The organism is Synechococcus sp. RC10A2 (assembly GCF_047502605.1).
Genome location: NZ_JANSHP010000099.1, coordinates 15,791 through 42,427 on the forward strand (window position 1 = coordinate 15,791; position 26,637 = coordinate 42,427).

At 62.7% G+C, this 26,637-nt stretch carries 19 protein-coding genes and 1 pseudogene; 11 read left to right on the forward strand and 9 right to left on the reverse strand.

Features of this window, described 5'->3' with window-relative positions:
- The first annotated feature begins 300 nt into the window (after positions 1-300).
- On the forward strand, positions 301-2,184 hold the full coding sequence (locus NW848_RS14000; protein WP_414508756.1) for a hypothetical protein: 1,884 nt from the start codon (positions 301-303) through the stop codon (positions 2,182-2,184).
- Here NW848_RS14000 and NW848_RS14005 read toward each other — a convergent pair.
- From NW848_RS14005 to NW848_RS14015, 3 genes are all read right to left on the reverse strand, one after another.
- Positions 2,181-3,647 (reverse strand): DASH family cryptochrome, encoded by a 1,467-nt coding sequence (locus tag NW848_RS14005; protein WP_414402030.1) that lies wholly within the window; start codon positions 3,645-3,647, stop codon positions 2,181-2,183. The genes NW848_RS14000 and NW848_RS14005 overlap by 4 nt on opposite strands.
- Before the next feature lies 1 nt (position 3,648).
- On the reverse strand, positions 3,649-3,978 hold the full coding sequence (locus NW848_RS14010; RefSeq protein WP_240527754.1) for an HU family DNA-binding protein: 330 nt from the start codon (positions 3,976-3,978) through the stop codon (positions 3,649-3,651).
- A gap of 241 nt (positions 3,979-4,219) precedes the next feature.
- Positions 4,220-4,447, reverse strand: coding sequence for a cytochrome b6f subunit family protein (locus tag NW848_RS14015; RefSeq protein WP_240527287.1), 228 nt, complete (start codon positions 4,445-4,447; stop codon positions 4,220-4,222).
- Positions 4,448-4,572: 125 nt separating this feature from the next.
- On the opposite strand from NW848_RS14015, the gene NW848_RS14020 reads away from it, so the two are divergent.
- Entirely contained in the window at positions 4,573-5,034 is a 462-nt protein-coding gene (locus NW848_RS14020) for an ATP-binding protein (RefSeq protein WP_276307391.1), read from the forward strand.
- A gap of 10 nt (positions 5,035-5,044) precedes the next feature.
- On the opposite strand, the gene NW848_RS14025 is transcribed toward NW848_RS14020, so the two are convergent.
- A complete protein-coding gene (locus tag NW848_RS14025) occupies positions 5,045-6,832 on the reverse strand; it encodes a DUF3352 domain-containing protein (RefSeq protein WP_240530349.1) in 1,788 nt (595 codons plus the stop codon).
- A 96-nt stretch (positions 6,833-6,928) separates the two neighbouring features.
- Between NW848_RS14025 and pheT the strand changes: the two genes are divergently transcribed.
- The 3 genes from pheT to NW848_RS14040 all read left to right on the forward strand — a co-directional run bounded on the left by pheT (position 6,929) and on the right by NW848_RS14040 (position 12,560).
- Complete coding sequence (gene pheT / locus NW848_RS14030) at positions 6,929-9,406, forward strand: phenylalanine--tRNA ligase subunit beta (protein ID WP_011429219.1); 2,478 nt, start codon at positions 6,929-6,931, stop codon at positions 9,404-9,406.
- 203 nt (positions 9,407-9,609) lie between these two features.
- A complete protein-coding gene (gene argB, locus NW848_RS14035; protein WP_011429220.1) occupies positions 9,610-10,512 on the forward strand; it encodes an acetylglutamate kinase in 903 nt (300 codons plus the stop codon).
- Positions 10,513-10,721: 209 nt separating this feature from the next.
- Positions 10,722-12,560, forward strand: a complete 1,839-nt coding sequence (locus NW848_RS14040; protein ID WP_011429221.1) for an ABC transporter ATP-binding protein — start codon at positions 10,722-10,724, stop codon at positions 12,558-12,560.
- Here NW848_RS14040 and NW848_RS14045 read toward each other — a convergent pair.
- Complete coding sequence (locus NW848_RS14045; protein WP_041438058.1) at positions 12,557-12,763, reverse strand: hypothetical protein; 207 nt, start codon at positions 12,761-12,763, stop codon at positions 12,557-12,559. The genes NW848_RS14040 and NW848_RS14045 overlap by 4 nt on opposite strands.
- A 176-nt stretch (positions 12,764-12,939) precedes the next feature.
- Between NW848_RS14045 and NW848_RS14050 the strand changes: the two genes are divergently transcribed.
- The 3 genes from NW848_RS14050 (at position 12,940) to NW848_RS14060 (ending at position 15,495) form a co-directional block, all read left to right on the forward strand.
- Complete coding sequence (locus tag NW848_RS14050) at positions 12,940-13,311, forward strand: hypothetical protein (protein WP_099812529.1); 372 nt, start codon at positions 12,940-12,942, stop codon at positions 13,309-13,311.
- 190 nt (positions 13,312-13,501) lie between these two features.
- A complete protein-coding gene (locus NW848_RS14055) occupies positions 13,502-15,013 on the forward strand; it encodes an AAA family ATPase (RefSeq protein WP_011429223.1) in 1,512 nt (503 codons plus the stop codon).
- Between the two features lie 131 nt (positions 15,014-15,144).
- Positions 15,145-15,495 carry a DUF1257 domain-containing protein gene (locus NW848_RS14060; protein WP_011429224.1) on the forward strand — a complete coding sequence of 117 codons (351 nt, stop codon included), beginning with the start codon at positions 15,145-15,147 and terminating at the stop codon, positions 15,493-15,495.
- Between the two features lie 118 nt (positions 15,496-15,613).
- Here NW848_RS14060 and NW848_RS14065 read toward each other — a convergent pair whose 3' ends face one another.
- Positions 15,614-16,852 (reverse strand): phosphoglycerate kinase, encoded by a 1,239-nt coding sequence (locus NW848_RS14065; RefSeq protein WP_011429225.1) that lies wholly within the window; start codon positions 16,850-16,852, stop codon positions 15,614-15,616.
- A 177-nt stretch (positions 16,853-17,029) separates the two neighbouring features.
- Between NW848_RS14065 and pds the strand changes: the two genes are divergently transcribed.
- From pds to NW848_RS14080, 3 genes are all read left to right on the forward strand, one after another.
- Positions 17,030-18,448, forward strand: a complete 1,419-nt coding sequence (pds, locus tag NW848_RS14070; protein WP_414508757.1) for a 15-cis-phytoene desaturase — start codon at positions 17,030-17,032, stop codon at positions 18,446-18,448.
- Positions 18,449-18,572: 124 nt separating this feature from the next.
- Positions 18,573-19,460: a phytoene synthase gene (locus tag NW848_RS14075; RefSeq protein WP_041438059.1), complete on the forward strand. Its 888-nt coding sequence runs from the start codon at positions 18,573-18,575 to the stop codon at positions 19,458-19,460.
- A 23-nt stretch (positions 19,461-19,483) separates the two neighbouring features.
- Complete coding sequence (locus NW848_RS14080; protein ID WP_011429228.1) at positions 19,484-20,299, forward strand: ABC transporter permease; 816 nt, start codon at positions 19,484-19,486, stop codon at positions 20,297-20,299.
- Here the strand turns inward: NW848_RS14080 and NW848_RS14085 are convergent.
- The 3 genes and pseudogenes from NW848_RS14085 to NW848_RS14095 form a co-directional block, all read right to left on the reverse strand.
- Positions 20,296-25,344, reverse strand: coding sequence for a DEAD/DEAH box helicase (locus NW848_RS14085; protein ID WP_414508758.1), 5,049 nt, complete (start codon positions 25,342-25,344; stop codon positions 20,296-20,298). The two genes, NW848_RS14080 and NW848_RS14085, sit on opposite strands and share 4 nt — an antisense overlap.
- Positions 25,345-25,436: 92 nt before the next feature.
- The gene (locus NW848_RS14090; protein WP_011429230.1) at positions 25,437-25,643 is read right to left on the reverse strand and encodes a type II toxin-antitoxin system VapB family antitoxin; all 207 of its coding nucleotides are present in this window, start codon (positions 25,641-25,643) and stop codon (positions 25,437-25,439) included.
- Positions 25,644-25,673: 30 nt separating this feature from the next.
- Positions 25,674-26,637 (reverse strand): annotated as a pseudogene (locus NW848_RS14095) (hypothetical protein); the annotation flags it as partial.

Genomic DNA, 26,637 nt, shown 5'->3' on the forward strand with positions numbered 1-26,637 from the left:
AACATGGCTTGGCGAGCATCCGATTGCCATCTGGCTTTTCGACGGGGATTTGAGTAAGGATATTAAGAAGTGAGGAGTGCAACTCACCCTTGGGTGAGACGGCTTAAGCATGGATAGGGTTAGGGTTCAAGGCCTGCGAGGCTGGCTGAGGGGTTTCCCTATGCCGAGCAGGCGGTGGGGCGCGGCTGTCCGCAGAAAAAGTAGCGGGGCAATTTCTGCCGGCTTTTACGTGAGTTGCTATCGACATGGAGGTTTGGGTTCCCGCCGCTTCCCAGTTTGTGGGAGAGGATGAGCTGCATCATGCCACGACGGGCTTCCCCTGCACCGCTATCTTTGCCGGCGCTGAGTGCTCTGGTGCTGGCCCTCTCGGCCTGCGGCGAGCTCTCTTCCTCTAATTTGTCTCCCAGCGTCGTTTCCCCTTCTGCCCTGCAGCCGGTTTCCACCCCAACTCCCCTCGCCCCCGCCGCTCTCACACTCGAACAGGCCCGCCAATCGGGTTTGGCGGTGCCCAACAACCGCATCGTCCTGCTCCTCCAGGAACAAGGATCCGATCTGGTGGCCCAGCTCCCTGCCTCCGACGTGGATCGCTGGCTGGCTCGTACCCCCACCTGGCCGGGGGTGGAGGGGATCGATCTCAGCATTACCCTGGGCAGCTATCGCCAGACCGCCAACGCGCCCCTGCGCCTAGGGCAGCCGGCCACCTTCACTTTTACCAACCCACCTGCCGGGGAAGCGGAGCTCAGCGCCATTGCCTACCGGGGATCCACCACCTTGGCGCAAGGGAAGGGATCCCTGACTCTTTCTGCCCGCTCTGGAAGCGCTGACAGCAGCAGTCGCCGCCTGAGCCTGCTGGTGCTCTCCGAGGTGGGAGTGCCGCTGCTGCACGCAGGGGCAGGGGTGCCGGCGCCTGGCCAGCCGTTGTTGCTGTCGGGGGAAAATCTGGAGCGGGTGGAAAGCGTTCTTTTTGCCTCAGCCGCCAATCCGGAGCGCATCCTGAGGGGGGAAATTCGCTCGCGCAGCCGCAACAGTCTGACGGTGATGCCGCCAGCCTCTCTTTCCGGCACGGTCTGGGTGGCGGTGGCCGACGCTGAAGGACAAGGACTGGGAACCTGGATTTACGAGTGGCCCACTCCCACTCCTACAGCGGCCTCGGGCTGGCGAGTGGAGACCCTCCTCGATGGCCGCACCGCTGCGGCAGCCAAGCCGGAGGGCAGCAGCTCCGATAACGAGGGGGAGGCCAGGATCTCCCTGCAGCAGATCGGCGGCATTGCCGCAGACCCCGAGGGGTTCTTTTACTTAGCCGACCCGGCCCAGCACCGCATTTTCCGGCTTTCCCCCGAAGGGGAACTGGAGGTGTGGGCGGGCAGCGGCAAGGCCGGCCACCGGGATGGGGTGGCGGAGCAGGCCCAGTTTCACTCCCCCCAAGGGCTACTTTGGGATCCCAAGGGGGGGTTGTGGGTGGCCGACAGCGGCAACCATTGCCTGCGCTACATCAGCCGACAGCGGCGGGTGAGCACCTTTGCCGGCACCTGTTCAGCCGGCCACCGAGATGGAGAGCGCGACGAGGCGCAGTTTCGCGAACCCTTTGGCCTGGCCCTGGGTCTGGACGGCAGCCTTTACGTGGCCGATCGCGCCAACCGCCGCATCCGCCGCATCACTCCCACGGGCAAAGTGACGACGGCCGCTGGCACCGGCCAGCCGGGATCCGCCGATGGGCCGGCAGAGCAAGCCCAGCTTCTGGAGCCGACAGCTCTGGCAGTGGACAAGGCGGGTAACCTCTGGATTGCCGATAGGCATCGCCTGCGCCGGCTCTCTGCCAACGGACACCTGACCACCCTCTCCCAGGCGGAAGCAGGCTACCGCGATGGCCCTCTGGCGGAGTCCCGTTTTCAAACCCTTGCAGGGCTGGCCTTCGACAGTGCGGGGGTCCTCTGGCTGGCCGACCAAGACAACCGCCGCATTCGCCGTCTTCAGCCCAGCGGGCAGGTCTCTACCCTGGCCGGGGGGGATGAGCCGGGCTGGCAGGATGGCCCGGTGGTCTCAGCTCGCTTCCAGCGGCCTGGCTCTCTACTTGCCTTGCCAGACGGCAGCTTGGTGGTGGTGGATGCTGGCCTGCCTGGCTTGCGGCGTCTTAGCCGCGTCGTCCCCCAGCCCGCCACTCCCGTTTCGAGGGGATCCCCCTAGCCGCGGCGGTAGCGGGCCAGGGCCGCTTCGTAAGCCCGCCGACTGGCCTGCAGGGACTTTTCCAGATCCACCACGGGGCGGGGATAGTCTACCCCCAGCCGCACGCCAAACTGCTTTTGCTCAGCGGCGCTGAGGCGATAGGGCTCGTGGATCTTGTCCCCGGGGATCCCGGCCAGTTCCGGCAGCCAGTGGCGCAGGTAGTGGCCCTGGGGATCGTAGTCGCGGGATTGCTTGGGAATGTGGAAGTAGCGGAAGCCGCGGGCATCGTTCCCTACGCCGGCGGTGTAGTTCCAGTTGCCGTAGTTGCTGGCCACGTCGTAGTCAATCAGCAGCGATTCAAACCATTCCGCCCCCAGACGCCAGTCGATCCCCAGGTTTTTGGTGAGGAAGCTGGCCACATTCTGCCGCCCGCGGTTGGACATGAAGCCGGTGGCTGCCAGCTCCCGCATGTTGGCGTCCACCAGGGGGTAGCCGGTCTCGCCGCGGCACCAAGCCTGGAAGCGATCCCCGTCCTGCTGCCAAGGGATGGGGATCCCCTGGATCCCTGCGGGGCGAAACAGCTTGGCCCCATGCTTGGCCAAGATGAAGCGAAAGTAGTCCCGCCACAGCAGCTCAAACACCAGCCAGTAGGTGGATTCGTTGCGCACCCGCTCCTCCTCGTAGCGCTTGACTTCGGCGTAGACAACGCGAGGGGAGATGCAGCCCAACGCCAACCAGGCAGAAAGGCGCGAGCTGTCGTTGGGATCCAGCATGCCGTTGCGGGTTTCTTTGTAGACGCGCAGCCGGTCCAGATCCCAGATATAGGTCTGCAGGCGGGCCTGGGCGGCGGTGCTGCCGCCGGCATAGACAAAGCGGGCGCGGGGATCCGGCGGCGGCAAGCTCAACCCCAGCGCCGCCAGGGTGGGCAGGGGGCCAGGATCTAGCCCCGGCGGCAGGGGCGGCAGGGAAGGGATGGGCAGGGGAGCGCGAACCTCGGCCTTGGCTTCCACCTGCTGGCGAAAGCGGGTAAACACCTCCGGCAGGTCTGCCAGGGCAAAGGGGAGATCTTCGGGGTGGTAGAGGGTGTGACCCCAGTCCAGATGGAGCCGGATCCCCAAGGGCTGCAGCGCTTGCTGCAGGGCCTCAGCAACCGCCTCCTCCTCGGTGCCCACCTCTTCGTGGGCATAGACGGCCTCCACCCCCCACTCCCGCGCCAGGGCCGGGATCACCTGCTCCGGCTGGCCTTGGCGAATGACTAGGTCAGAGCCGCGGGCCCGGAGCTGCTGCCGCAGGTCGGCCAGGCTCTCCAGCAGGAACTGGGCGCGGAAAGAGCCGGTCTTGGGAAAGCCAAAGGCCGTCTGTCCAAAGTGGCGCGGATCTAGGCAATAGAGGGGAATGAGGAGAGATCCCTGCTGGCAAGCCCGCGTCAGCGGCTGGTGATCTAGCAGGCGCAAATCGGTGCGAAACCAGAGCAAAACGGCCATTCTAGACGGATGCCAGCGCTTCCGCTTCTTCTTGGGGATCCCTCCTGGGTCGCCCCAGTTCCGGGCTGGGGACGAAATGGGGCACCTGGGCAGCGGGGATGTGGATGGGGGCCTTGGTGCGCGGGTGATAGGTTTGCCGGGCCGGGCGGTAGCGCAACGAGAAGGTGCCAAAGCGCGCCAGCCGCACCGATCCTCCTTCCGCCAGACATTGGCTGATGCTGTCTAGCATTGCCTCCAGAGCAGCGGCAGCCATTTTGACGGTCAGGCCATCCACCTGGGCGGCCATCTGGCGGGCCAGCAAACGACGATTCAAATGGGGAAGAGAAGCCACGACCACTTATCCAGACAACGGCAACGGGACAACAGCGGCCCTGAGCTTGATGCTCCCAACCTGATATGGCGAGAACTCCATCGGAAAAGAGAACGGCATCTCCCAGGCCGGCTACCTGAAGCTGAAATGTAGGCTTGAGGAAACTGAGAGCTGGGGCGGCCACCTTGCGGCAACTTACACGCAGAGAGGATCCGACACCGCAACTGCCACTAATCCACTGTCTAGCCGGTAGCCAGACTGCTCAACTCGGCTCATCCTTGGCGTGGCCGGAATCGACCACTTCCAGCTCGCTCTCGAAAAACCAGTGCCGGGAGCGATCGGGAAATTCCAAAATGTAGCCGATGCCACTGCCATCGACCACCCGCCGTGCCAGCACCACAGCCTCCTTGCCCACCAGCGCGCTCACCTCTTCTTGTCCGCGATCCTGAATAGAGCGCACCCTAACCTTATCCCCAACTTTGATCACCATAGTCGATCAGGGTAACCGCGAAGAGCTTTACCACTCAAGATGGTACGCCAAAAAGGATCCCTGCCGGAATCTGGCCCGACCGGGCTGAGGCCAACGGGGATTGGCTAGGATGGAAAAAGAGCGTTGTGCCCCCGACTGCCCCTGTGATTGCCCTCTCCCTCAAGCCAGCCCACTGCTCCTGGAGCGTTATCAGCTTTCCCTCCACCCTCTATACCCAGCCGGTTCTGGATTTGTTGATTGCCAAAGTTCCCCCCCCCTGGAGGGCGGAGGTGCGTTTGGGCCTGCAAGAGGCGATCATCAATGCCGTTCGCCACGGCAATGGCCTGGATCCCAACAAGAGGGTGATCGTCGAATACGCCAGCTCCGAGCCGTTTTATCAGTGGCTGGTGCGGGATCAGGGATCCGGCTTTCGTCCCCAGGAGGAGCTAAACCGCTGCCGCTGCGGCATCCTGGAAACGGAAGAGTCAGGGCGGGGAATGCTCCTGCTCACCCAAATTTTCGACTTTGTGCAGTGGAACGAGACGGGCAACCAGCTCTACTTGGGCAAGTACATTCACCCCGGCTGCCGGGATCCCTGGATAGTTTGACGGGCTCCACTCAGTACCACTGCCAAAATAGCTTGCCCCTCTGGAGGAGCCAGTGCCCCCGATCCGGATAGGGAGCCTCGGACAGCGTCAGGGCAGTGGTGGCGAAGGCCAGGCGCGTGGACGACCAGCGGGATCCCTGCAGTTGGGGCAGCCAAGTTTCCGGTAGAACCCCCAGGGATCCGTACCCATAGCCCAGGTTGCGGTGGGGCAGGGGGGCCACCAGGCTGCGCCAGGCGCGGCTGGCGCTCAAGGGAGGATCCGCCAGGGCCGCTTCCAAAGCCGCCAAAGAAGAAGCCAGGTAGGAGTAGCCTTCCCGGTCGGTGTGGTACACCTGGGCCGAGAGAGGCGATGCTTCCGGGATAGCGGGCAGGGCTTGGGGAAGAGCCTCTGCCGCCTGCACCCGGGGAGAGCCTCCCCTGCCGCTGACCTGCAGCAGCCCACCGGCCAAGAGGGGGATGTCTTCTCGCGGCGTGGAGTGGCTTGGCTGGGGTTGCGGCTGGGCCGCCGGCTTGCTCCAGACAGTGGCGGTGCCATGCTTAGTTGCAATCGACACCACCTGCCAGCCCTGGGCGATTGCCCGCTCATCCAGCGTTGGCGCATCCGGCCTCTTGCCAACCCACAGCCAGGCCAGTTCCCCATCCGTGGGCAAAAAGGCAAGGGCGAACTCTCCCCTTTCCGGCAACAAGTGCTGCCAGTCCAGCTCCACCTGCAATTGCAACTGCTGCAGCCATTGGCCGGGATCCAGCCGCAGGCCGAAGAGGCTCAGGGGTTGCATCCGCCCCAAGCTCTGCCAAAGGTTGGCCCAGTTCTGTCCGGAAATTAGCGCTAGCGTCTCGTCGGGCAGATGCCGAATAACCTGCGGATGAAAAGCTTCTACCGTCGGCAAAGCGAACTCAGCAGGCGTATGCCAAAGGGCGGCAGTTTCGGCCACCAACCCCCGAAAGTTGACCCCCAGCCCCAGCCCCACTGCCTGCAACGCCAGAGCGTCGGGAGAGGGCGATTCCGGATTTTGCCAGAAAGCCCAACCCACATGCGCCTCCTGTAGCGGCTGGATCACCTGCCGAAACTGCGGCTTGCTCACCAACGACAACTGCGGCAACTGCCACGCATCGATGGCGGCGCGAATGGCAGCAGCCTGTTCTGCCAGCAGCACATAGCGCTCGCCGAAAAGGGCTGCCGTGAACCCCTGCAACTCCGGAAGCGGGCTGGACACCACCTGAATGCCCTTGTAGGTATCCACCTGCACTGGCAAGCCGGCCAAGCTCTGCCGCTCCCACAACAGGTTCAGCTCGAATTGGGCAAGCGCCGCGTCGCGAGTTTCCAAGGCAACCAAGGTGCCCCACTCCGGCAAGCTGGCCAAGAGGGTGCTTTTCCCCAGCCAGGGCTGCACCTCCCGCTCGAAATCCAGGGCTCCCCCGGCCAGCATGGCTCCCAACCAGCCCGGGCCTGCGCCGGAGAAAAACTTCCGCCACTGCTGACGAGTGGCGCGTCGCTGGGAAGCGGGGGTTGCCGCTTGCCAAAATGCCTGCAAATCCTCGAGAGGGGCGGCCAGCAGCAACAGCGCCTGGGTGGAACGGGGAGCTAGGCCCACAATCGGCGGCAGCGCCGGGCGAGATAGCAACAAAGCCAGAGGGCTTTGGGTGAGCAGCCAGGTGATAGCCCACACCACCAGGGCAGCCAGAAGGCCCAGACCGATCAGGATCCCGCGCAAGAGTTGCCGTTGTCCCATACCCACATCCACAGCCTGAAAGACGCGCCGTCTTGCCTCGATGCCAGTACCTCGGCACGGCGTAACCATCTTACCTGCGAGGGGAAGTTTGCGCGCCTTGCTTGCCTTTGGCCCGAACTCGGAGTGAGCGATAATGGGTGCGGCGTTTGCAGCGATGGCTCAGCGATGCGCATTTCCTTGAAGTGGCTGCGGGAATTGGTGGACTTTGAGCTTTCCCCGGAAGAATTGGCAGAAGCCCTCACTCTGGTGGGGTTTGAGGTGGAGGAGATTGAAGATCGCCGCAGTTGGGCAGAAGGGGTGGTGCTGGGCAGGATCCTAGCCGCCGAGCCCCATCCCAATGCTGACAAGCTGCGCGTTTGCCAGGTGGACTTGGGATCTGAGCAACCGGCCACCATCGTCTGCGGAGCGGCCAACGCCCGCGCCGGCTTGCTGGTTCCTGTGGCCACGCCGGGCACTCATCTGCCCGCTGTGAACCTGACCATTGCCAAAGCGGAGAAACGGGGAGTGCTCTCGGAAGGCATGATCTGCTCTTTGGCCGAGCTGGGGCTGGAGAGGGCTTCGGAAGGGATCCACGAATTTCCGCCTGATTTGGATCTCAAGGCCCACCCGCTGGGGTCTGACGCCCGCCCGCTGCTAGGCCTGGACGATGTGGTGTTGGATCTCACTTCCACCGCCAACCGCGCCGATGCTCTGAGCATGGTGGGGATCGCCCGCGAGGTGGCCGCCCTCACCCGCAACCCGCTGCGCCTGCCGCCGGTTCAGCCCCTACAGGCCAAGCCCATCCCCAACTTCAACCTGCGCATTGCCGACGCCAAGGCCTGCCCCGCCTACAGTGGCGTGTTGATCGAGGGAGTGAAGGTCGGCCCTTCTCCCGACTGGCTCAAGCATCGCCTGGCCGCCGCTGGCATGCGCTCCATCAACAATGTTGTCGATGTTACCAACTTGATCTTGCTGGAATGGGGCCAGCCCCTGCACGCCTTCGATTGGGATCGCCTGCTGCAGGTCATGGGCAAGAAGAAGCCCACTATTGAGGTGCGCTTTGCCCAGGCGGGAGAAACCCTGAAAACCCTGGACGGCCAAACCCGCACCTTGCACCCTGAAAGCCATCTCATCGTGGCCGGCGGCCAGCCGGTAGCCCTAGCAGGTGTGATGGGGGGAGAAGAGACAGAAGTGAGCTCGGCCACCACCAGCATTTTTTTGGAGGCCGCCCTCTTCGACCCGGTGGTGACGCGCCGCTCGGCCCGCTCGCAGGGACTGCGCACGGAAGCCTCGGCCCGCTATGAGCGGGGGGTTAATTTTGCCACCCTCGACCTGGCGCGGGATCGGGCGGTGCAGTTGATTTTGGAGCTGGCGGGAGGATCGGTGGTTGGCCTCACCACCTTTGACCAACGGCCACCGCTGGAGCGGACGCTGAAGCTGCGGCTGTCGCGCCTCATCGACGTGTTGGGGGAAGAGGTGCGGCCAGAGGATGTGGAGGAGATCTTGCCGGCCTTGGGCTTTCAGCTTTCCCGCTGTCAGGCAGTTGCCCCGGAGGCTCCCCCCCTCCCTGCTACGGAGACAGCAGGCGTGGCCGGCTGCGTTTGGCAGGTGTCTGTTCCCCCCTACCGCCTGCGGGATGTCGAACGGGAGATCGACTTGATTGAGGAATTTGCCCGTCTCTACGGCTACGACCGCTTCTCGGAAACCCTGCCCACGGAGCCGCAGGTGGGATCCCTCTCTGCACGGGAAACTTTGACCCGGCAAATTCGCGAGGTGATGCGGGGCATTGGCCTGACGGAGGTGTACCACATCTCCCTCTGTCCGGCAGAGGAGGACAGCTCCTTGGTCAAAATCGCCAATCCGCTTTCCCCCGAGTACTCCGCTGTGCGCAAGGCGCTGTTGCCGGGCTTGGTGGAGGCTTTTCGCTTCAACTGGGATCAGGGCAACGGCCCGCTGCAGGCTTTTGAGATTGGCCACGTCTTTGCCTATGCCCCTCCCTCCAGCCCTGAGCCCTATCAGGAGGCGGAGCACTTGGGCGGCATCCTGGGCGGGGACCTCAACCCCAATGACTGGCGGCACCACAGCCGGCCCATGGACTGGTTTGAGGCTAAGGGGCTCTTGGTCTCGGCGCTGGAGCGGCTGGGGTTTACTTCTGAGTTTCGCCCCGATCCCCCCGAGGCGCAATCGCCGCTGTTGCACCCCGGTCGCCAGGCCGGCATCTGGATCGAGGGATCCCGCATTGGCCTATTTGGGCAGTTGCACCCCCGCCTTTGCCAGGAGAAGGATTTGCCGGAGGAGGTCTATGGGTTTGAGGTGGATCTGGATCCCTTGTTGGCCAGCCTGGAGAAGCGGGGCCTAGTGCAATTTTCCCCCTTTTCGCCTTTTCCGGCCTCGGATCGGGATATCGCCTTCTTTGCGCCGCTGGAGCTGTCGGTGGCAGACATCGAGAAAGTAATCCGCCAGGCGGCAGGCCCTCTGCTGCAGTCGGTACAGCTTTTCGACGAGTACCGCGGCCAAGGGGTACCGCCGGGGCAGCGCAGCCTCGCCTTCCGACTGGTGTACCGCGCTCCGGATCGCACCCTCACCGATGCCGAGGTGGAAGCTGCGCAAAACCAGGTGAGGGCGCAGCTAGAAAAACACTTTCCCGTTACCCTGCGCAGCTAATGGCTTGCTGTTTTTGGCAGTGGCCGGCGAGCGCCTTGCTGTTTGGCAAAGAGAGGGGCTGCCGCTTGCAAAAAACCTAACCCGGAGCCCGACGTTTGTCTGCAGGCAATATTACGATCTTCTGGGTCAAGGTTTCGTGTTGTGAGGGACGTCCGGCAGTGCAGACCAACGCTTCTCTTCCCGCGGCGACCGGTTCGCAGGCTGTGGCCTGTGATCCCCTGACGCGGGCGCAGATCCTCATCGAGGCTCTGCCCTACATCCAGCAGTACCAGGGCCGTGTCATTGTCATCAAGTACGGGGGCGCCGCCATGGTGCACCAGGAGCGGCGGGCCGAGGTGCTGCGGGATATTGTTTTTCTGGCCTGTGTCGGCATTCGGCCGGTGCTGGTGCACGGCGGGGGGCCGGAGATCAACAGTTGGCTCCAGAAGCTGGACATCCCCTTCAAGTTTGTGGACGGCCTGCGGGTGACCGATGCGGCCACCATGGAGGTGGTGGAGATGGTGCTGGTGGGCAAAGTCAACAAACAGATCGTGCAGCTCATCAGCCTGGCCGGCGGCTCGGCGGTGGGGCTGTGCGGGCGGGACGGCAATTTGATTCGAGCCCGCTCCCAGGGCCGGGCGGAAATCGGCTTTGTGGGGGAAGTCAGCAGCATCAACCCCCAGTTGGTGCAAACTCTGTTGGAGGGCGGCCAGATCCCGGTGATCTCCAGCGTGGCCGCCGACGAGACAGGCCAAGCCTACAACATCAACGCCGATACTGTGGCGGGAGAGCTGGCGGCCTCTCTGGGGGCAGAAAAGCTGATCCTTCTCACCGACACCCCTGGCATTCTCAGAGACCCTGAGGATCCCAGCTCCCTGATTACGCTCCTGGATATCGAGACGGCCCGCCAGCTTATCCAGACAGGGGTGGTCAGAGGGGGCATGATCCCCAAGGTGCAGTGTTGCATTCGCGCTCTAGCGCAGGGGGTGCGGGCTGCCCACATTCTGGACGGGGGATCCCCCCACTCTTTGTTGTTGGAGCTACTGACCGATGCCGGGGTGGGCACCAAGCTGATCCCCTCTCAGTTTTCTGCCCAGTTGCGGGAGCAGAGCAACGGCTTCCGCTAAGGCTTGTCTTCTAGGCCTCTTTGAAACCTGCCCCGGCAGGCCCTGAAACCGCCGGTTTTCCATCTGTCCCCCAGCAACAAGCGGCGCCCCCAACCCCCCTCTCCCAGAGGGAGAGGGGACGGGGGTGAGGGCCAAGCCTCATCAGGGAGAGAGCTTAGAGTAGATCAGGGCTCTCCATGAGTCGTCTTCATCTTTTTGGGTGTAAGTCCGTGAGCCTTGCCACCTCTTCCCCCGATGCCGATTTGAGTAGGGATCCCCGCAGCGACTGGCGGCTGCTGCGGCTGCTCTGGCCCTATGCCCGTCGGCACCTGAAGCTGTTGTTGGCGGCCTTGGCCTTTTTGCCGCCCCTGGCCCTAGCCGATGCGGTGCAGCCGTTGATCCTGCAGCGGGCCCTGGACGGCCCCATCGCCCAAGCGCTTGCCCAAGGCGACAGTGGGATCCTCGCCGGCCTCTGGCCCTACGCGGGCCTGTTGATCCTCACCCTGCTGGCCCGCTGGGTTTTTCAGGCCCTGGAAGGGTATAGCAGCCAGAAGCTGGGGCAGTTGATGACCCGCGACATCCGCAACGATCTCTTCGCCCACGTGCTGGCCCTGCCGGCCCAATTTTTCGATCGCACCCCGGTGGGCAAGTTGATCACCCGCATCACCAGCGATGTGGAGGCCTTGGGAGATGTGTTTTCCACCGGCGCGGTCGGCATCGTCAGCGACCTCTTTACCCTGCTGGTAATCGGGGTGGTGATGCTCAGCCAGCGCTGGGATCTGGGCCTGCTGCTGATCCTCATCGTCCTGCCAGCCAGCGCTGTAGTGGTCGAGCTGCAGCGCCGCTTTCGCGATGCCAACTTTCGCGTGCGGGAAGAGCTCTCTAAGCTCAACGCCTGGATCCAGGAAAACGTCTTGGGCATTGCCGTGGTGCAACTGTTTCGGCGGGAGCGGCTCAACAGCGAGATTTTTCAAACCATCAACCGCCGCTACATCCAAGAGGTGGATCAGACCATCCTCTACGACGCTGCCCTTTCCGCCGTTTTGGAGTGGGTTGCCTGGCTGGCGGTGGCCGCTCTCCTCTGGGTGGGCGGGCAGCAGGTGCTGGCAGCCGGCAGGGGGGAGTGGCTGGGATCCCTGCCCCGAGAACCTCTCACCTTCGGCAGCCTCTACGCCTTCATCCTCTTTTCCCAGCGCTTTTTCAACCCGCTGCGCCAGTTGGCGGAAAAGTTTACCGCCCTGCAGGCGGGGTTCACCGCCGTGGAACGCATCGACCACATCCTCCGCCTGCCCGTCGCCATCCGGGATCCCGTCAGCCCCCGCCACCTGCCCCCAACCGCCAAAGGAGAGGTGCAGTTCGAGCATGTTTGGTTTGCCTACAACCCCGGCGAGTGGGTGCTCAAAGACCTCAGCTTCACCATCCGCCCCGGCGAAAAGGTCGCCCTCGTGGGGCCCACCGGCGCTGGCAAAAGCTCCATCATTCGCCTACTTTGCCGCCTTTACGAAGTAACTCGCGGCTGCATCCGCATCGACGGCGTGGACATTCGCCACCTGCCTCAGGCCGAGCTGCACCGTCACCTGGGCGTGATCCTGCAAGATGGATTCTTGTTCTCTGGAGATATCCAGCAAAACATCACTCTAGGAGAGGAGGGCGAGCTGGCAGAAGTGGAGCGGGTGGCCCGTCAACTCCACCTGCACGAGCTCATCCGCGATCTGCCCCAGGGCTACGCCACCCCCGTGCGGGAGCGGGGCAGCAACCTCTCCAGCGGCCAAAAACAGCTCATCAGCTTTGTGCGGGCCCTGTGGCGGGATCCGAAAATCTTGGTCTTGGACGAGGCCACCGCCAGCCTAGATGTGGGCACCGAGGCCCTGATCCAATCCGCCCTGGAAACCCTGCTGCGGGATCGCACCGCCCTGATCATCGCCCACCGCCTCTCCACCATCCGCCACGTGGATCGCATCCTCGTGCTGCAGCGAGGGGAACTGAAAGAACAGGGATCCCACGCCGAGCTCATGGCCCTCAACGGGCTCTACGCCCACCTCTACCGGCTGCAAGATTTGGGCAGCTAGCGACCAGAACCAAAGCGAGACCGAAGCGCCCGCAGGGTGGTGAAGCTGGCATCCGCAAGCGCGATGCGGGCTTTGCAGAGGAGCAGATTGCCATTATCTAAAGCCGTGTCTTTCAGGCTGGCCAAACCGTCGCCGGCCTGCACCAGAAACCGACGGCTCCAGGTGGAGAAGTTTTTGCTGAAGGTGTTGATCAGGCGTTCCATGGGGACTGCTCGTTCCGCTTTGAGTCTCCTACTTAGCCTACTCCGCCGGCAAGCGATCTCCGCAAGCCTGAGCAATTCCCGAGAAAATTGTTACAGATTATTAAAAACTTGCTGTCAAGGCGGCAGACTAGCTATCATGAACCGCAAGTCCGGCATACAACGAGAAACAGTTAGCCATGAGTCAGCGGCCAGAGGTTGTGGAAGGCGCAGAGGCCAAGCAAAAGGTGACGTTGTATCTCCCACCCGAGTTGCACCGGAATCTGAAGATTCGGGCTGCCGTGGAGCGGGAGCCGATGTCGGCAGTAGCGGAGAAGGCCCTCACCTTCTACCTGCTTCACCCGGAGGTCATCGAAGGGGTGCAAGGCAGCGCCTACCGCGTCCACCGCTGCCCTGAGTGCGGCCATCCGTTTGTCATCCGCAATGGGGAGGTGGTTTCGCTTCACCAGCAGTCCGCTTCTGAAGCCATCCTCGAAGAGGTGGAGCCGGAATACTGGGGAGCGGCCTCGGCCTCCGAAGAGCAACGACAAGACGAGCTGGTGCCCTGCTAAGGCTTTTTGCGCTGTTTCAAAGGTATGCCTCTTTGTGAGCTTGAGCAGACAGGAGGGGTATAAAACAAGGGTTAGTAAAGAGCAAGTCAGGATATCTCAAGTACTTTGAAGACAGGCAAACTCCAGACGCCGTTTTCCTTCCTTTCTGTCGGTTTCGCTTAGATTTCCCTCCGCGCAGTTGGTGTTTCCCATGCAAGAGCTCAGCATTCTCATCCAAGCTCAATACCCACTGCTCTACCTGGTCACTCCAGAGGAAGAACGGGCGGAGGCAGCTCTGGCGGCGATCGCTCGCACCCTCAAGCCGCAGCGGCGCCTGTTTGTCTGGACGGTTACCCACGGCATTGTTGAATACGGCAACCCCCGCAGCCTCACCCAGCACAACACCCAATCCCCCCAGCCGGCTATTCAGTGGGTGATGGAGCAAAAAGATCCCGCCATCTGCGTCTTCAAAGATCTGCACGACTTTTTGGACAACACCGAAGTCAAACGCTGGCTGCGCGATGCCATCGCCAGCTTGAAGGGATCCCACAAAACCATCTTGCTGATGTCGCCGGTGCAGGTAATTCCCGTCGAGCTGGAAAAAGACATTTGCGTGGTGGACTTTCCCTTGCCGGACATGGCCACCCTGGAGCGCACCCTCAACCGGCAGTTGGAGCAGCTTCCCCGCGGCGGATCCCTGAGCCCTGAGGCGCGGGAAAAGCTGGTCAAGGCAGCCCTTGGCCTAACGCAAGACGAGGCGGAAAAAGTTTACCGCAAGGCGGTGGTGATGCACGGCCGCCTCAGCGAGGCAGAGGTGGATATCATCCTCTCTGAGAAAAAGCAGCTGATCCGGCGCAACGGCATCCTCGAATTCATCGAAGAAGACGAGACCATCGACGCCGTCGGCGGCCTAGAGGAGTTAAAGCGCTGGCTGCTGCAGCGCTCTGAGGCCTTTACCGAGCGGGCCCGCGCCTATGGCTTGCCTCAGCCCAAGGGACTCTTGATTCTGGGCGTACCTGGCTGTGGTAAGTCCTTGATCGCCAAGACCACCGCCCGCCTCTGGGGCCTGCCGCTGCTGCGCCTGGATATGGGCCGGGTCTACGATGGCTCTATGGTCGGCAAGTCGGAGGCCAACCTGCGCAGCGCCCTGCGCACTGCTGAATCGCTGGCGCCGGCCATCCTTTTTATCGACGAGCTGGACAAAGCCTTCGCCGGAGCGGCAGGTTCCAGCGACTCCGACGGCGGCACCTCCAGTCGTATCTTTGGCTCCTTTCTCACTTGGATGCAGGAGAAGCGCTCGCCGGTGTTTGTCATGGCCACGGCCAACCGCGTGGATCGCCTGCCGGGCGAATTCCTGCGCAAAGGCCGTTTTGACGAGATTTTCTTCGTGGATCTGCCCAACATTAACGAGCGCATGGAGATTTTCCGGATCCACCTGAAGAAGCGGCGGCGCGACATCAGCCGCTTTGATCTGCGCCAGCTAGCCGCCGCCTGCGAGGGCTTCTCCGGCGCGGAGATCGAACAAGTTTTGATTGCTGCCATGTACGAAGCGTTTGCCCAGAACCGCGAATTTACCCAACTGGACATTTTGGCAGCAACGAAAGCAACTCAACCGCTATCTCGCACCATGACGGAGCAAGTGGTAGCGTTGAGGGAATGGGCCCAGCAGCGGGCTCGGCCTGCAGCAGCCTCTGTAGCCGAGTACCAGCGGCTGGAGTTCTAGCAGGGGGGTGAAAGGCCAGAATCGCCTTGGCAGAGGCAGAGACGGCTAAAGCTCAACCTTCCCCGCTAGGCGTTGCCCATTGTTTGTGTTGATGTTCCAACCCCTACACATACACAAAGGAGAGAAACACCATGTCTCATTTTAGCACCTTGCGCACCAAGATCACCGATGGCCAGATCCTGGTTAACTCCCTGCGCGATCTCGGCTACACCGTTAAGCTGAACGCCGATGTGCGTGGCTACAACGGCCAGCGTGTTCGTGCCGACATCGTGGCCCAGTTGGAGGGCGACTACGATCTGGGCTGGTCCAAGAACCCCGACGGTTCCTACGACCTGATCGCCGATCTGTGGGGCGTGGCCAAGAAGCACAACCAAACCGAGTTGATCAACTCCATCAACCAGAAGTACGCCGTCAACAAGACCTTGGCCGAGGTGAAGCGCCCTGGCTTGAACAACGCCAACGTTAAAGTGGTGATGCACTAAGCCGGATCCCGTCTCGCCATTGCTGCGGCCATCTGCGCCGAGCAGATTAAAAGAGGGGCTGAACTCAGCCCCTACTTTTTTGCTTTTTGCTGCTTTTGGGTTAATGAGCCGAGCTACCCTACGCTTCGCTAAGGGCGGCGATGCCGGGCAGCTCTTTGCCTTCCAGCAGCTCCAGGCTGGCGCCGCCGCCGGTGGAAATGTGGGTCATTTTGTCGGCTAGGCCCACTTTTTCCACAGCCGCCACCGAGTCGCCGCCGCCGATAATAGTGATGGCACCGGCCTGGGTGAGGTCGGCCAGGGTGCGGGCAATGGCTTCTGTGCCAGCGGCAAAGCGGTCGAACTCAAACACACCCATCGGCCCGTTCCAGACTACGGTTTTGCACCCCTGTAGGGCAGCCTGGAAGGCTTTGACCGATTCGGGGCCGATGTCCAGGCCCATCCAGTCTTCCGGAATGGCGTGGATGGAAACCGTCTGGGCGTTGGCGTCTTTGTCAAACCTATCGGCGACCACCACGTCCACCGGCAGCAGCAGCTCCACGCCCCGCGCTTTGGCCTTCTCCATCAGGGAGCGGGCCAGATCCAGCTTGTCGGTTTCCACCAAAGACTTGCCGGTTGGGATCCCTTGGGCTTGGTAGAAGGTGAAGATCATGCCGCCGCCCAGCAGAAGCTTGTCCACTTTTTCCAGCAGGCGCTCGATGACGCCAATCTTAGTAGAGACTTTGGAGCCGCCGATGATGGCCGCTAGCGGTCGCTGGGGGTTCTCGATGGCGCCTGATAAAAATTGCAGCTCCTTTTCCACCAGGTAGCCGGCCACAGCGGGCTGGAGGTAGGCGGTGACGCCGGCAGTGGAGGCGTGGGCGCGGTGGGCGCTGCCAAAGGCGTCGTTGACAAACAAGTCGGCCAGGGAGGCCAGCTTGCGGGCAAATTCTGGATCGTTGGCTTCCTCTTCGGGGTGGAAGCGGACGTTTTCCAGCAGGGCCACCTGGCCGTTTTCCAGAGAGCTGACCACGGCTTCGGCCTCAGGGCCAATGCAATCGGGGGCAAAGGCCACCGGCTGGCCCAGGAGCTGGGCAAGGCGGACGGCCACAGGGGCGAGGCTATTGCCCTCGCGGGCGATCTGGATGGCGCCGGTCGCCTTGTCTTTCTGGATGGGGCGGCCCAGGTGGCTGGTGAGGATGACCTTGGCGCCCGCCTGGGCCAAGGCTTGGATGGTGGGCAGGGAGGCGCGAATGCGGGTGTCGTCGGTGATGTTGCCCTGGGGATCCAGAGGGACGTTGAAGTCGGCCCGCACCAGCACACGCTTGCCCTTGAGATCAAAGCCGGATGACAGCAGGGATCCCAGTGTTTGTTTGGCCATCGTCGTCCCTCCCCCTGGAGCCAAGAGAATTTTTTTCTAGTTTTTCTCCCGTATCCTACCAGGGATCGGATCCCGGCGGGAAACCCGGGCTCTGGAAATCCTCTCCTCCCTGCCTGCGGCCTGAGCGATTGTAACGGTTTGCAAATAGAATGAAAGTGTTGCTTGATCGTCATCATCATGCGTGTTGCCATTGCTGGGGGAGGGCTGGCGGGGCTGGCCTGTGCCAAGTATCTCTGTGATGCCGGGCATCAGCCGCTGCTGTTTGAGCGGCGGGAGGTGCTGGGGGGGCTAGTGGCCGCCTGGAAAGATGCCGACGGGGACTGGATCGAGACGGGGCTGCACAACTTTTTCGGCGCCTACCCCAACACCCTGCAACTGTTCCGGGAGCTGGGCATCTCCGACCGCCTGCAGTGGAAGGAACACAGCTTGATCTTCAACCAGCCGGACAAGCCGGGCACCTACTCCCGCTTTGACCTGCCGGACATTCCCGCTCCCTTTAACGCCATTGTCGGCATCCTGCGCAACAACGACATGCTCACCTGGAGCGAAAAGGTGAAATTTGCCCTGGGGCTGGTGCCGGCCATGGTGCGCGGCCAGCGCTACGTGGAGCAGATGGATCGCTACAGCCTCTTAGAATGGCTGCGCCGGCAGGGCATCGATGAGCGGGTCAACACGGATATTTTCATTGCCGTCTCCAAGGCGTTGGCGTTCATCAACCCGGACGAGATCTCGGCCATGGTGCCCCTGACGGCTCTGAACCGCTTTTTGCGGCAAAAGGACGGCTCTAAGATTGCCTATCTGGATGGCGCCCCGCCGGAGCGGCTTTGCCAGCCGATGGTGGACTCCATCGTGGCCCGCGGCGGCCAGGTGCATTTGAATGCGGCATTGCAGGCCATCGACCTCAACCCCGATGGCAGCGTGGCTGGCTTCCGCTTCGCCACCCCTGCCGGGCCCTTGCAGGTCACTGCCGACGCCTACGTGTCGGCCCTTTCGGTGGATGCGCTCAAGGAGCTGCTGCCGGCTCGGTGGTGGGGGATCCCCTTTTTCCAAAAGCTGCGCGAGCTGGAAGGGGTGCCGGTGATCAGCCTACAGATTTGGTTTGACCGCAAGATTACTCACATTGACCACTCCCTGTTTTCCCGCTCGCCGCTCTTGAGCGTGTATGCCGACATGAGCAACACCTGCCGCGCCTATGCCGATCCCCACCGATCCATGCTGGAGCTGGTGCTGGCCCCGGCTGCCGAGTGGATCGAGCGCAGCGATGAGGAGATCTTTGCCGCCACGCTGGAGGAGCTGAAAAAACTCTTCCCCCAGCACCTCACCGGCCCCAACCCCGCGCGGGTGCGCAAATGGGTGGTGGTGAAAACGCCGCGCTCGGTCTACAAAGCCACGCCAGGTCGGCAGCAATACCGCCCCACCCAAGTCACCCCCATTCCCAACTTCTTCCTGGCCGGCAGCTACACCTTGCAGCCCTTTCTGGGCAGCATGGAGGGGGCTATCCTCTCCGGCAAGTGGGCGGCTGAGGCCATCAGCAAAGGGATCCCGTCTCAGCCAGCTTCTGCTTCGCCTGCGAGCTTGGCGACAGCAGGGGTTTAATGCCGCCGAAAGGCAATTTCCTGGAACTTGAGCGTCTGGGCTATCCAGCCTGTCCGCTTTCCCGTAGTGTTGAGATGTGCCCTCGCTGTCCCCATCTGGCCCCGCGCCCCTGGAGATAAGCCCGATGAGTCCGCTGGAGCAATCTTTTGCCCTCTGTCGCCAGATTACGGCCAAGCACGCCAAGACGTTCTATTTGGGATCCCTGCTCCTGCCCCGACCTAAGCGGCGGGCCATCTGGGCTATCTATGCTTGGCTGCGACAGACGGACGAGCTGCTGGACGGGCTGGAGGCCAGCCAGGCTGAGGTGGAGGTCACCCGCAGCAAGCTGGAGCAGTGGGGATCCCACCTGGAATCTTTGTTCCAGGGGGGGGAGCCGCAAGTTCCCACCGACCTGGCCCTCATCCACACCATCCGCACCTACCGCCTCTCGATTGAGCCCTTCCGCGAGATGCTGCGGGGGCAGAGCATGGATCTGGACATTCGGCGCTATGCCACTTGGGAAGAGCTGCGGGTCTACTGCTACCGGGTGGCCGGGGTAGTGGGCCTGATGTGCTCGGAGATCATGGGGTTTGTGCCGGGCCGGGATGGCCGCGAGGAGGCGGTGGCGCTGGGGATTGCCATGCAACTGACCAACATCTTGCGCGATGTGGGGGAAGATGCCCGCCGCGGGCGGATCTACCTCCCTCTAGAGGATCTGCGCCGCTTCAACTACTCGGAGCGGGATCTGTTTAACTACGTCATCGACGAGCGCTGGATGGCCCTGATGGACTACGAGATCCGGCGGGCTCGAGAGCTCTATGCCCAAGCGGAACGGGGGATCCCCACGCTGCAGCCGGACTCCCGCTGGCCGGTGGCGGCATCTCTGATGCTCTACCGGCAGATCCTCAACGCCATTGAGCGCAACCACTACCAGGTGTTTCGCACCCGCGCCTATGTGTCTACCCTGAGCAAGGCGCTGGCGCTGCCGGTGGCCTGGTGGCGGTCGTGGCGCTCCAACTACTACGGCTACTAGCTGCGCTGGCAAGAGGAAGATCTATGCTGAACCAGGCCTTGCACCGACCCTATCGGCAAATCTGGGAAGACAGTTTAACCATCTTCTGGCGCGACTGGCTGGATCTGCGCGGGCGGGTCTGGCAGGTGGTGGCTTCGGGGCTGGTGGCCCCCCTCATCTACATCGTCGCCTTTGGGGTCGGGCTGGGCGGATCCCTGCGGGCCGAGGCTTTGGCCGACGTGGCCGGAACCACCGCAGCCGGTTCTTACTTGCGCTTCATTTTGCCGGGGATGGTGGCTCTTTCGGCCATGACCATCAGCTTTGCCGGCACCACCTTCTCCATTTGCGGATCGCGGCTGTTTACCAAAAGCTTTGAGGAATTGCTGTTGCTGCCGGTACACCCGCTGGCGCTGCATTTGGGCAAGGTGCTGGCGGGCATTGTCCGCGGCTTGCTCACGGCTTTGGGGGTGTTGGCGGTGGGGGTGCTGGGCACCGGTGCTTGGGGCCTGCTCCATCCCCTGTCGCTGCTGGTGCTGCTTTTGGATTGCGCCGTCTTTGCCGGCATTGGGGTAATCGCCGGCTTGAAGGTGCCCAGCCTGGAGAGTGTGGGGGTGCTGACTAACTTTCTGATTACGCCCATGTCCTTTCTGGGGGCCACGTTTTTTGATCCCAGTCAGTTGCCAAGTTACCTGCAGGTCTTGGTCTATTGCCTGCCCCTTTCCTACGCCAGCATCGGCATGCGGGCAGCCGCCTACCAGCCCCTGGCGGAGTTCCCTTGGTACACCGTGGCGGTGCTGGCAGGGCTGGCGGCCATCCTGGCCCTGGTGGGAGCTTACCTGTTTTCCCACCAGCAGGATTAGTTGCCCTTGCCAAACACCTCTGGGTAGCGAGCCAGTTGCTCCCGCAGGTCTTGGTCGTAGCGCAGGGCAATTACTCGGTAGCCGTGCCCCAAAAGCTGAGAGCGCAGTTGGCGATCCTGGGCAGCCTGGGCGGGATCGTCGTGCACTGCGCCGTCGCAGAAGATGCAGATGTTGGGATCGTAGAAGAAGTCGGCCACGCAGCGGGGCTCGGCGAGGGCTTTCTGGGCCTCATCGGGAAGGCGATAGCCCCCTTCGGCCAGCAGCTCCAGGAAGCGGCGCTCCAATTCGGAGCGAGGGTCGAGGAGCTGGCGCAGCCACTCCAGTTGCTCTTGGCGGGAGCGGCCCAGGGGACGCAGCTCGGTGCGGCTATGGGCCAGCTCCCCCAGAAGATCTCGAATCTTGTATCGGTCGAGTTCCAACGCCTCCCTTTGGTTGGCATAGCTGAGCAGGCACTCGTAGCAGGCTGCCCGGCACTCCGGTCGCCGATCTTGGATCCCCTCTTCCGAAAGCTGGAAGTGGCAGATCTCCAGAGCCACTTGGGCCACCTCGGCAAGGGCATGGGGCTCTTCCACCAGCCGCCGCAGAACGCCAGCTCCCCCTTCGGCGGTCTCGTAGAGGAGGATGGCGCGATGGGATCCCTGGCCAATAGACTCGGCCGCCAGCTCCGTCTCCTCCAGCTCAAAGGTCTCCTCGATTCCCCGCTTGAGGGCATAGCGCAGGGTCGTTTCTAGCGCCTGCAGGTTCCCCCCGCTGGGCTGAACCAGCCGCACCAGCAAGAGGTTTTGGGTAGCGCGCACTGCCAGGCGGATGGGCTGCAAGGACATCTGGCTAGACGAGCTGGCTCTATGGCCCTCCAGCTGAGCTCGAGAAGGGACTTCGCCGTTGTCAAAGTTGACCAGGAAACCTCGCCCCCCACTGCCCCGCCAGCCGGAGTTGATGCGCAGTAGCGTGGCGGCTGGGGCATAGCGCAACTGCAGCAAGGGAGTTTCGCCCCTTAGCACGTCGGCTTCCTGGACGCGGTAGCCCGAACTTTCGGGAGCAAACTGAAAGAAAGTCTGCAGCTCGTATCCCTGTCGCCGCCGCTCTTCTTCGTCGGCAGTAATGCGATCCCGGCGCCGCATGCGCACATTAGGCATTTCCAGAAGCTGCGCTAAAAGGCTATTTTGCCCATCGAAGCGGGTACCGCAGACGGGGCAGCAATCCAAGGAGGGATCCCCAAAGGCCCCACAGCTAAAGCAGAGCTTGTGGCTGCTTTTGCGCTCCTCCAGGCCGCCGGGCGGAGCCTGAAAGGCCACCGATTCCCACTGGCAGCCCTCGTGGTAGAGGAAGTTGTGGGGGGCAAACTCGCGAATGGCCAAAAACCGGGGCCGGGCGATAAACTCCCCTTCGCTGCCGCGGGGCACCCAGGCGCGCACGGGCAAGGCAGGGAAGTTGTAGCCGGGCAGGAACCCCTCGCTGGCTAAGTAGCGGTAGGGGTAGAAGTCGCTTTCCTCCCGCTGGGTATCGATTTGCAACAGTAGGTTCCACTGGCGCAGAGCCTCCTGCTGGCGGCGCCTGGCTTCCTGCTGGTCTTCCCGGCGGCGAGCCGTCTGCAGTTGCTGGTTGGCGGCTTCTAGCTGTTGCGTGGCGGCCCGATAGAGCTCCCGCCAGCGGTCAAAAGCGCGGTCAAAGGCGCGGGGGGCCTCTTCAATAACCTGCTGGATCCAGCGCCGGCTAAACCAGCCGCTGCGCTCTAGCACTTCCCGGTCAGCAGCCAAGAGCGCTTCCACCCGCTCCGCCACCTCTTGGCGCGCCGCCTCCCCTAGCTGAATGGAGGCAACTACCTCTTCCCGCAGGGGCAGCTCTGGCCGAGCTGAGTCGATGACCGTTTCGATGGAGTTGCCCAAGGGCAAGCGCACCTGGGCTAGCCAGACGGCGTGGATGTGGGCCCGCAGCAGCGACTCATTGGCCAGGTCCAGGCGGGGAGGTCGCACCCGTCCAGCCACCATTTCGGCCCGGCGGCGAAAGTAGTACTGGTCGTGGCTGTTGAAGGCGCCGCAGTAGCTGAGGATGAGCCCCGGCTGCCCCTGGCGACCGGCCCGACCGCTGCGCTGGGCGTAGTTGGCTGGCGTTGGGGGAACGTTGCGCAGGTGCACCAGATCCAGATCGGCAATGTCGACCCCCAGCTCTAGGGTGGGAGAGCAAATGAGGTAGGGAAGGCGGCGCTCCCCGGGCTCATTGCGGAAGCGTCTCTCTCGCCGCTCCCGCTCCCCCGGCTGGACCACCTGGGCGGTGTGCTCTCTGGCTTCCAGGGATCCTAGCCCTGCTGCCCCGGCTCGGTAGAGCTCCTGAAAGAAGGGGTTGATGGGACGGCGGACAGAGGTGTAGCCCTCCTGCTGGGCGCTGCGGGAATACAGAGGATCCGGCGGCGGCAGGCCATCCCCCAGACACCAGCGCAGACAGCCGGCGTCTAGCTGGTAGGCTACCTGGCCATTTTCCACGTGGCGCCGTAGCAGGCCCTGTCTGACCAGGAGAGACAGCAGGGACTCCAAAAACCTGTCGTAGGCTTCTTGGTTCAGATCAAGGCACCTGCGGAGGAAGCGACCAATGGTGCTGCGGCGGCCCAGGCTGAGCATTTGCCCGTTTTCCCGGGAAGGGTTCTGGCGCACAAAGAAGCGAGCCGTCCGCAACTCCTCATGCTCTTCCAGGCCCCAAAACTCATTGAGATATTGCTGGGCGCGCCGGCGCAGCCTTCTCTGGGGCTCTGCCTTGAGCACGGGCACATCGATGGCCAATTGGCGCCGAAACTGATCCAACAGAGCCCGCAGCAGTTGCTCTTGCTCCTCAGGGCTGGCTTGGGCAAACCAGGGGTGAAGGGAAGCCAGGGCTGAATTTTGGCAGAGCTCCCCGAGGCCGCGGTACTCGATTTTCAGCAGGCCCACCTGTTCCAAGTTGGGGTGGGTAACCCGCCAGCCGCGCCGCAGATCTTCATAGAGCCGGTATTCGGTTAGCTCGCTAAAGGTCTGCCACACTTCCTCGGCACTGGGCGAGTCGGGATCCAAAGCCGGGTTTTGGGCAATGTCGGCAAGCTCCAGGCCAGAAGCCCGCACCACTTCCTGGGCCACCTCGTCAAAGCCCAGCTCTTTTTTCTTGAGGAGGGCAGCATAGAGCGAGGCCCGCAGAAGGGCCACATGCACAAAATCGTTGAAGTGGCCGGCCTGCAGGGAGGCGTCCTGGCGGTTGTCGGTAAAAGTCAGCAGCTTGCTGCAAGCGGCCTGGGTTTGCTCGGCATGGCGCAGCAGGGAGGTGGCAAGGATGGTGGTGGCGCTGGAGCGGCCTTCGCTAGAGAGGGAAGCCAGCTTGACAAACTCCCGCTCGCGGCCACTGTAGTACTCGCCGCAGGCCAGGCACAGGGAAAAGGGGTGGGGCTGCCACCACATCTTCTGCGCCTCCGCCTGGGGGTACTCGGAAAAGGATCCATCTGGGCGCACCCAGACCGCTTGGGGGACGCGCTTTCCCCAGTCGGACCTGAGTCTGCCCTCAGGGGTGTACCAGTCTTCGGGGATCTGCTCCAGCGACCACTCGTTGTCAAGAGGATCCCAGCTCAGGTAACCGGCTTGCTGGTCTTCGTCCTGCTCCACCTCTTCTCCCACGGGATAGGGGAGAAACTGATCCTTGGACCTGAGGACGTGGTAGTAGTCCTGCCCACACTGGCGGCAGAACTTGACGGGGAAAAAGAGCTTGCCCTCCCCCGCCTGCATCTGCCCTTCTAGGGAAAATTGCCGCTTTTCCCGACTCTCCAGGGTGGCGTAGAGGGTGCGGCCCTGGGAGATAAACTGGTGCAGCTTGAAGGCCACTCCTCGGCTGTGGTCGTCTTTGAGGCTGCTGGCGTGGGCAAGGAACTGGCGCAGCGTTGCCGCACAGTTTTCGCTAGCGGTGCCGGTCAGTTGGGCCAGTTGGGCGGCCACCTCGGAGAGCTCCCTGGGCACGCGGCGCTTGATGCCGTCGGGACTTAACTCTAGGCCCAGCTCGTACTCTAGCCAGCGCATCAAGGGGTGGCGGCGCAGGCTAGCTAGGTCGGTGGGCCAGGGGGGATCGAGGGCGGGCTTGAGCTCTTCAGGTGAAGGCGGGCCGCCTTCGCTCAAGGGGGCCAGGGTCTCCTCGATAATCTGCTCCGGTGTGAAGGGATGGCCAAAGAAGCGGCTGGCGAAGTCGGCCACGGTCTGGCGGCGCTCCTGGGCACTGGCCTCGGGGCGAGAGATCATGGTGGCGCTGGTGCCAATGTGCCCCAGGTTCTTGGCGGCGCAGCGTCCCTTGAGGCGGCGAACCAGCATGGCCACGTCGGCCCCCTGCCGACCCCGGTAGGTGTGCAGCTCGTCAAAGACCAGAAAGCGCAGGCCGTTGGGGCTGAGGAAGCGCTGATCTTCGGGGCGCACCAACAGTAGCTCGGCCATCACGTAGTTGGTCAGCAGGAGCTGGGGTGGATCCCGGCGCAGATCTTCCCGGTCGCTTTCTGCAGTTTCCCCGGTGTACTTGGCAAAGCGCAGCGGAAAAGGGCGATGGTAGGCGCGCTCGTAGCGCTCGCGCAGAGTTTGTAAAGACTGGTATTGGGAGTTCACCAGGGCGTTCATGGGATAGACCACTAGGGCCGTCACCTGGCCCAGGGATCCCCCCTGGCGAATCCAGTTGTCAATGATGGGCAAGAAGTAGCAAAGGCTTTTGCCAGAGCCGGTGCCGCTGGTAACGACAAAACTCTTGCCTGCTAGGGCCTTGGCAACAGCTTCCTCCTGGTGGCGGTAGAGGCGGAAGGGTCTGCCATCCTCAAAGCGGAAAATGCGGGCTGTTTCTTGGGCAATGCGCCCCGCCTCGGCCAACTCGTCAACGGTTGGACCAGATACATAACTAGGGCTGAGCTGGAGGAGGGGTTCTGGCCAGAGGTGGATCCCTTCCTCTAGCGCTTGCTCTACAAACGCCTGGGCTTGGGGATCGGCAATGAGAAAAAAGGAGCGGACAAAATTGGCGTAGTCCTTTAGAACCCTCTCGTGCAGGTCAAAAATGGTGGCCATCGGGGCTCTCCAAAGCCATTTTGGCTAGGTTAAGCCTAGCAGGTGTTCTAGCGACTGCAAGAGGATCGCCCTGAGGCTTGGGCTGGGAGATCTTAGGGAGAGGAGAGGCGTTGCTCGTGCAGATCTCCCTCCCATTTCAACTTGCCGCGTAAGTTGCGGATCTCGGCTTGCTCGTAGAGCCGAATGAGGGTGCGCAGCGCTTCGTGAATTATCTCGCGCTTGGTCTTGAGGCCGGTTAGCTGGCGAGCCCGCTCGATCAACTCGATCAGCTCGTCATCCAAGACAACGTTAGTCCGCATGGGAAGCTCCCCTGTTTACGCATAATGAAATTAGTGTTGCGCCAGCTTCTCCCATGCCTCTAGCACCAGCCGCCGGGTGCGGTATTCGCCGTATTGACGTATCTCCTTCTCCTTCAGCACGCGAAAGGTTTCGCCGGGGAAGGTGCTAGCAGCAGCGCGGGTAGCGTAGCCAGCCGGGTCGAGCCGGTCTGCCACCTCTTCCCGCGGGTCGAGTATGTCTTCCAGTTCGCGTTCGGTGAGGTCTGCCGGGTCGAGGATGTAGCGCAGTTGCTTGCGGGTGAGGCCGTAGAGCCGGGCGTAGTACGCATCCAGTTCAGCGCGGAGGATGGCGCGGCGTTCCTCGTTCCAGGTGAACGGCGGGAAGGGGAAGCCCTCACCCAGTGCTGCGGGCGAGGGGGTCGGGGGGTGAGGTCTAATCACAGCCCGCAATCCTTCGTCTGCCTCTCGCCATACGTCGTCGGCGAAGGGTTTCATGTCCCAGGAGGTGTAGACCAGCTCCAGCACGCGCGGGACGATGAAGCGCAAATCCTCGGGGGTGTAGGCATCCGGCGGCAGGACGGGGAGTTGTTTGACGTAGAAGAAATTCATAGTTGTTCCACCAAGCTTTTGACGCACCACATAGTCAAATGGGATCGAACAGGCATTTGCCAGCAAACACATCTGAATGATCGATCCGGCCGCTTCAAAGAGGAGAACTGGAATTTTATTCCCTACCCCAACTCTGGGCAGCAGGCTGAAGATGGCAGTGCGCTCATCCGTAGAACGTGCCACATCCCGGAAGCCCAACAGCCAGCCGCGTCGCCACTCCTCCAGGCGGGCTTGCACTTCTTCGGCGGGCACCCAGTACCAGGGCTGGACAACAAAGTGCGGGTCGGCGTGCTGGCGCTCATCGGGGGTGGGCAGTTGGGTGCTGGAGCGGTCGCGCACGCCCTCGTACGTGCCGTAGCGGTGGTCATAGTGCCAGATCATCTTGGCTTCGTAGAGGGGGAGGTAG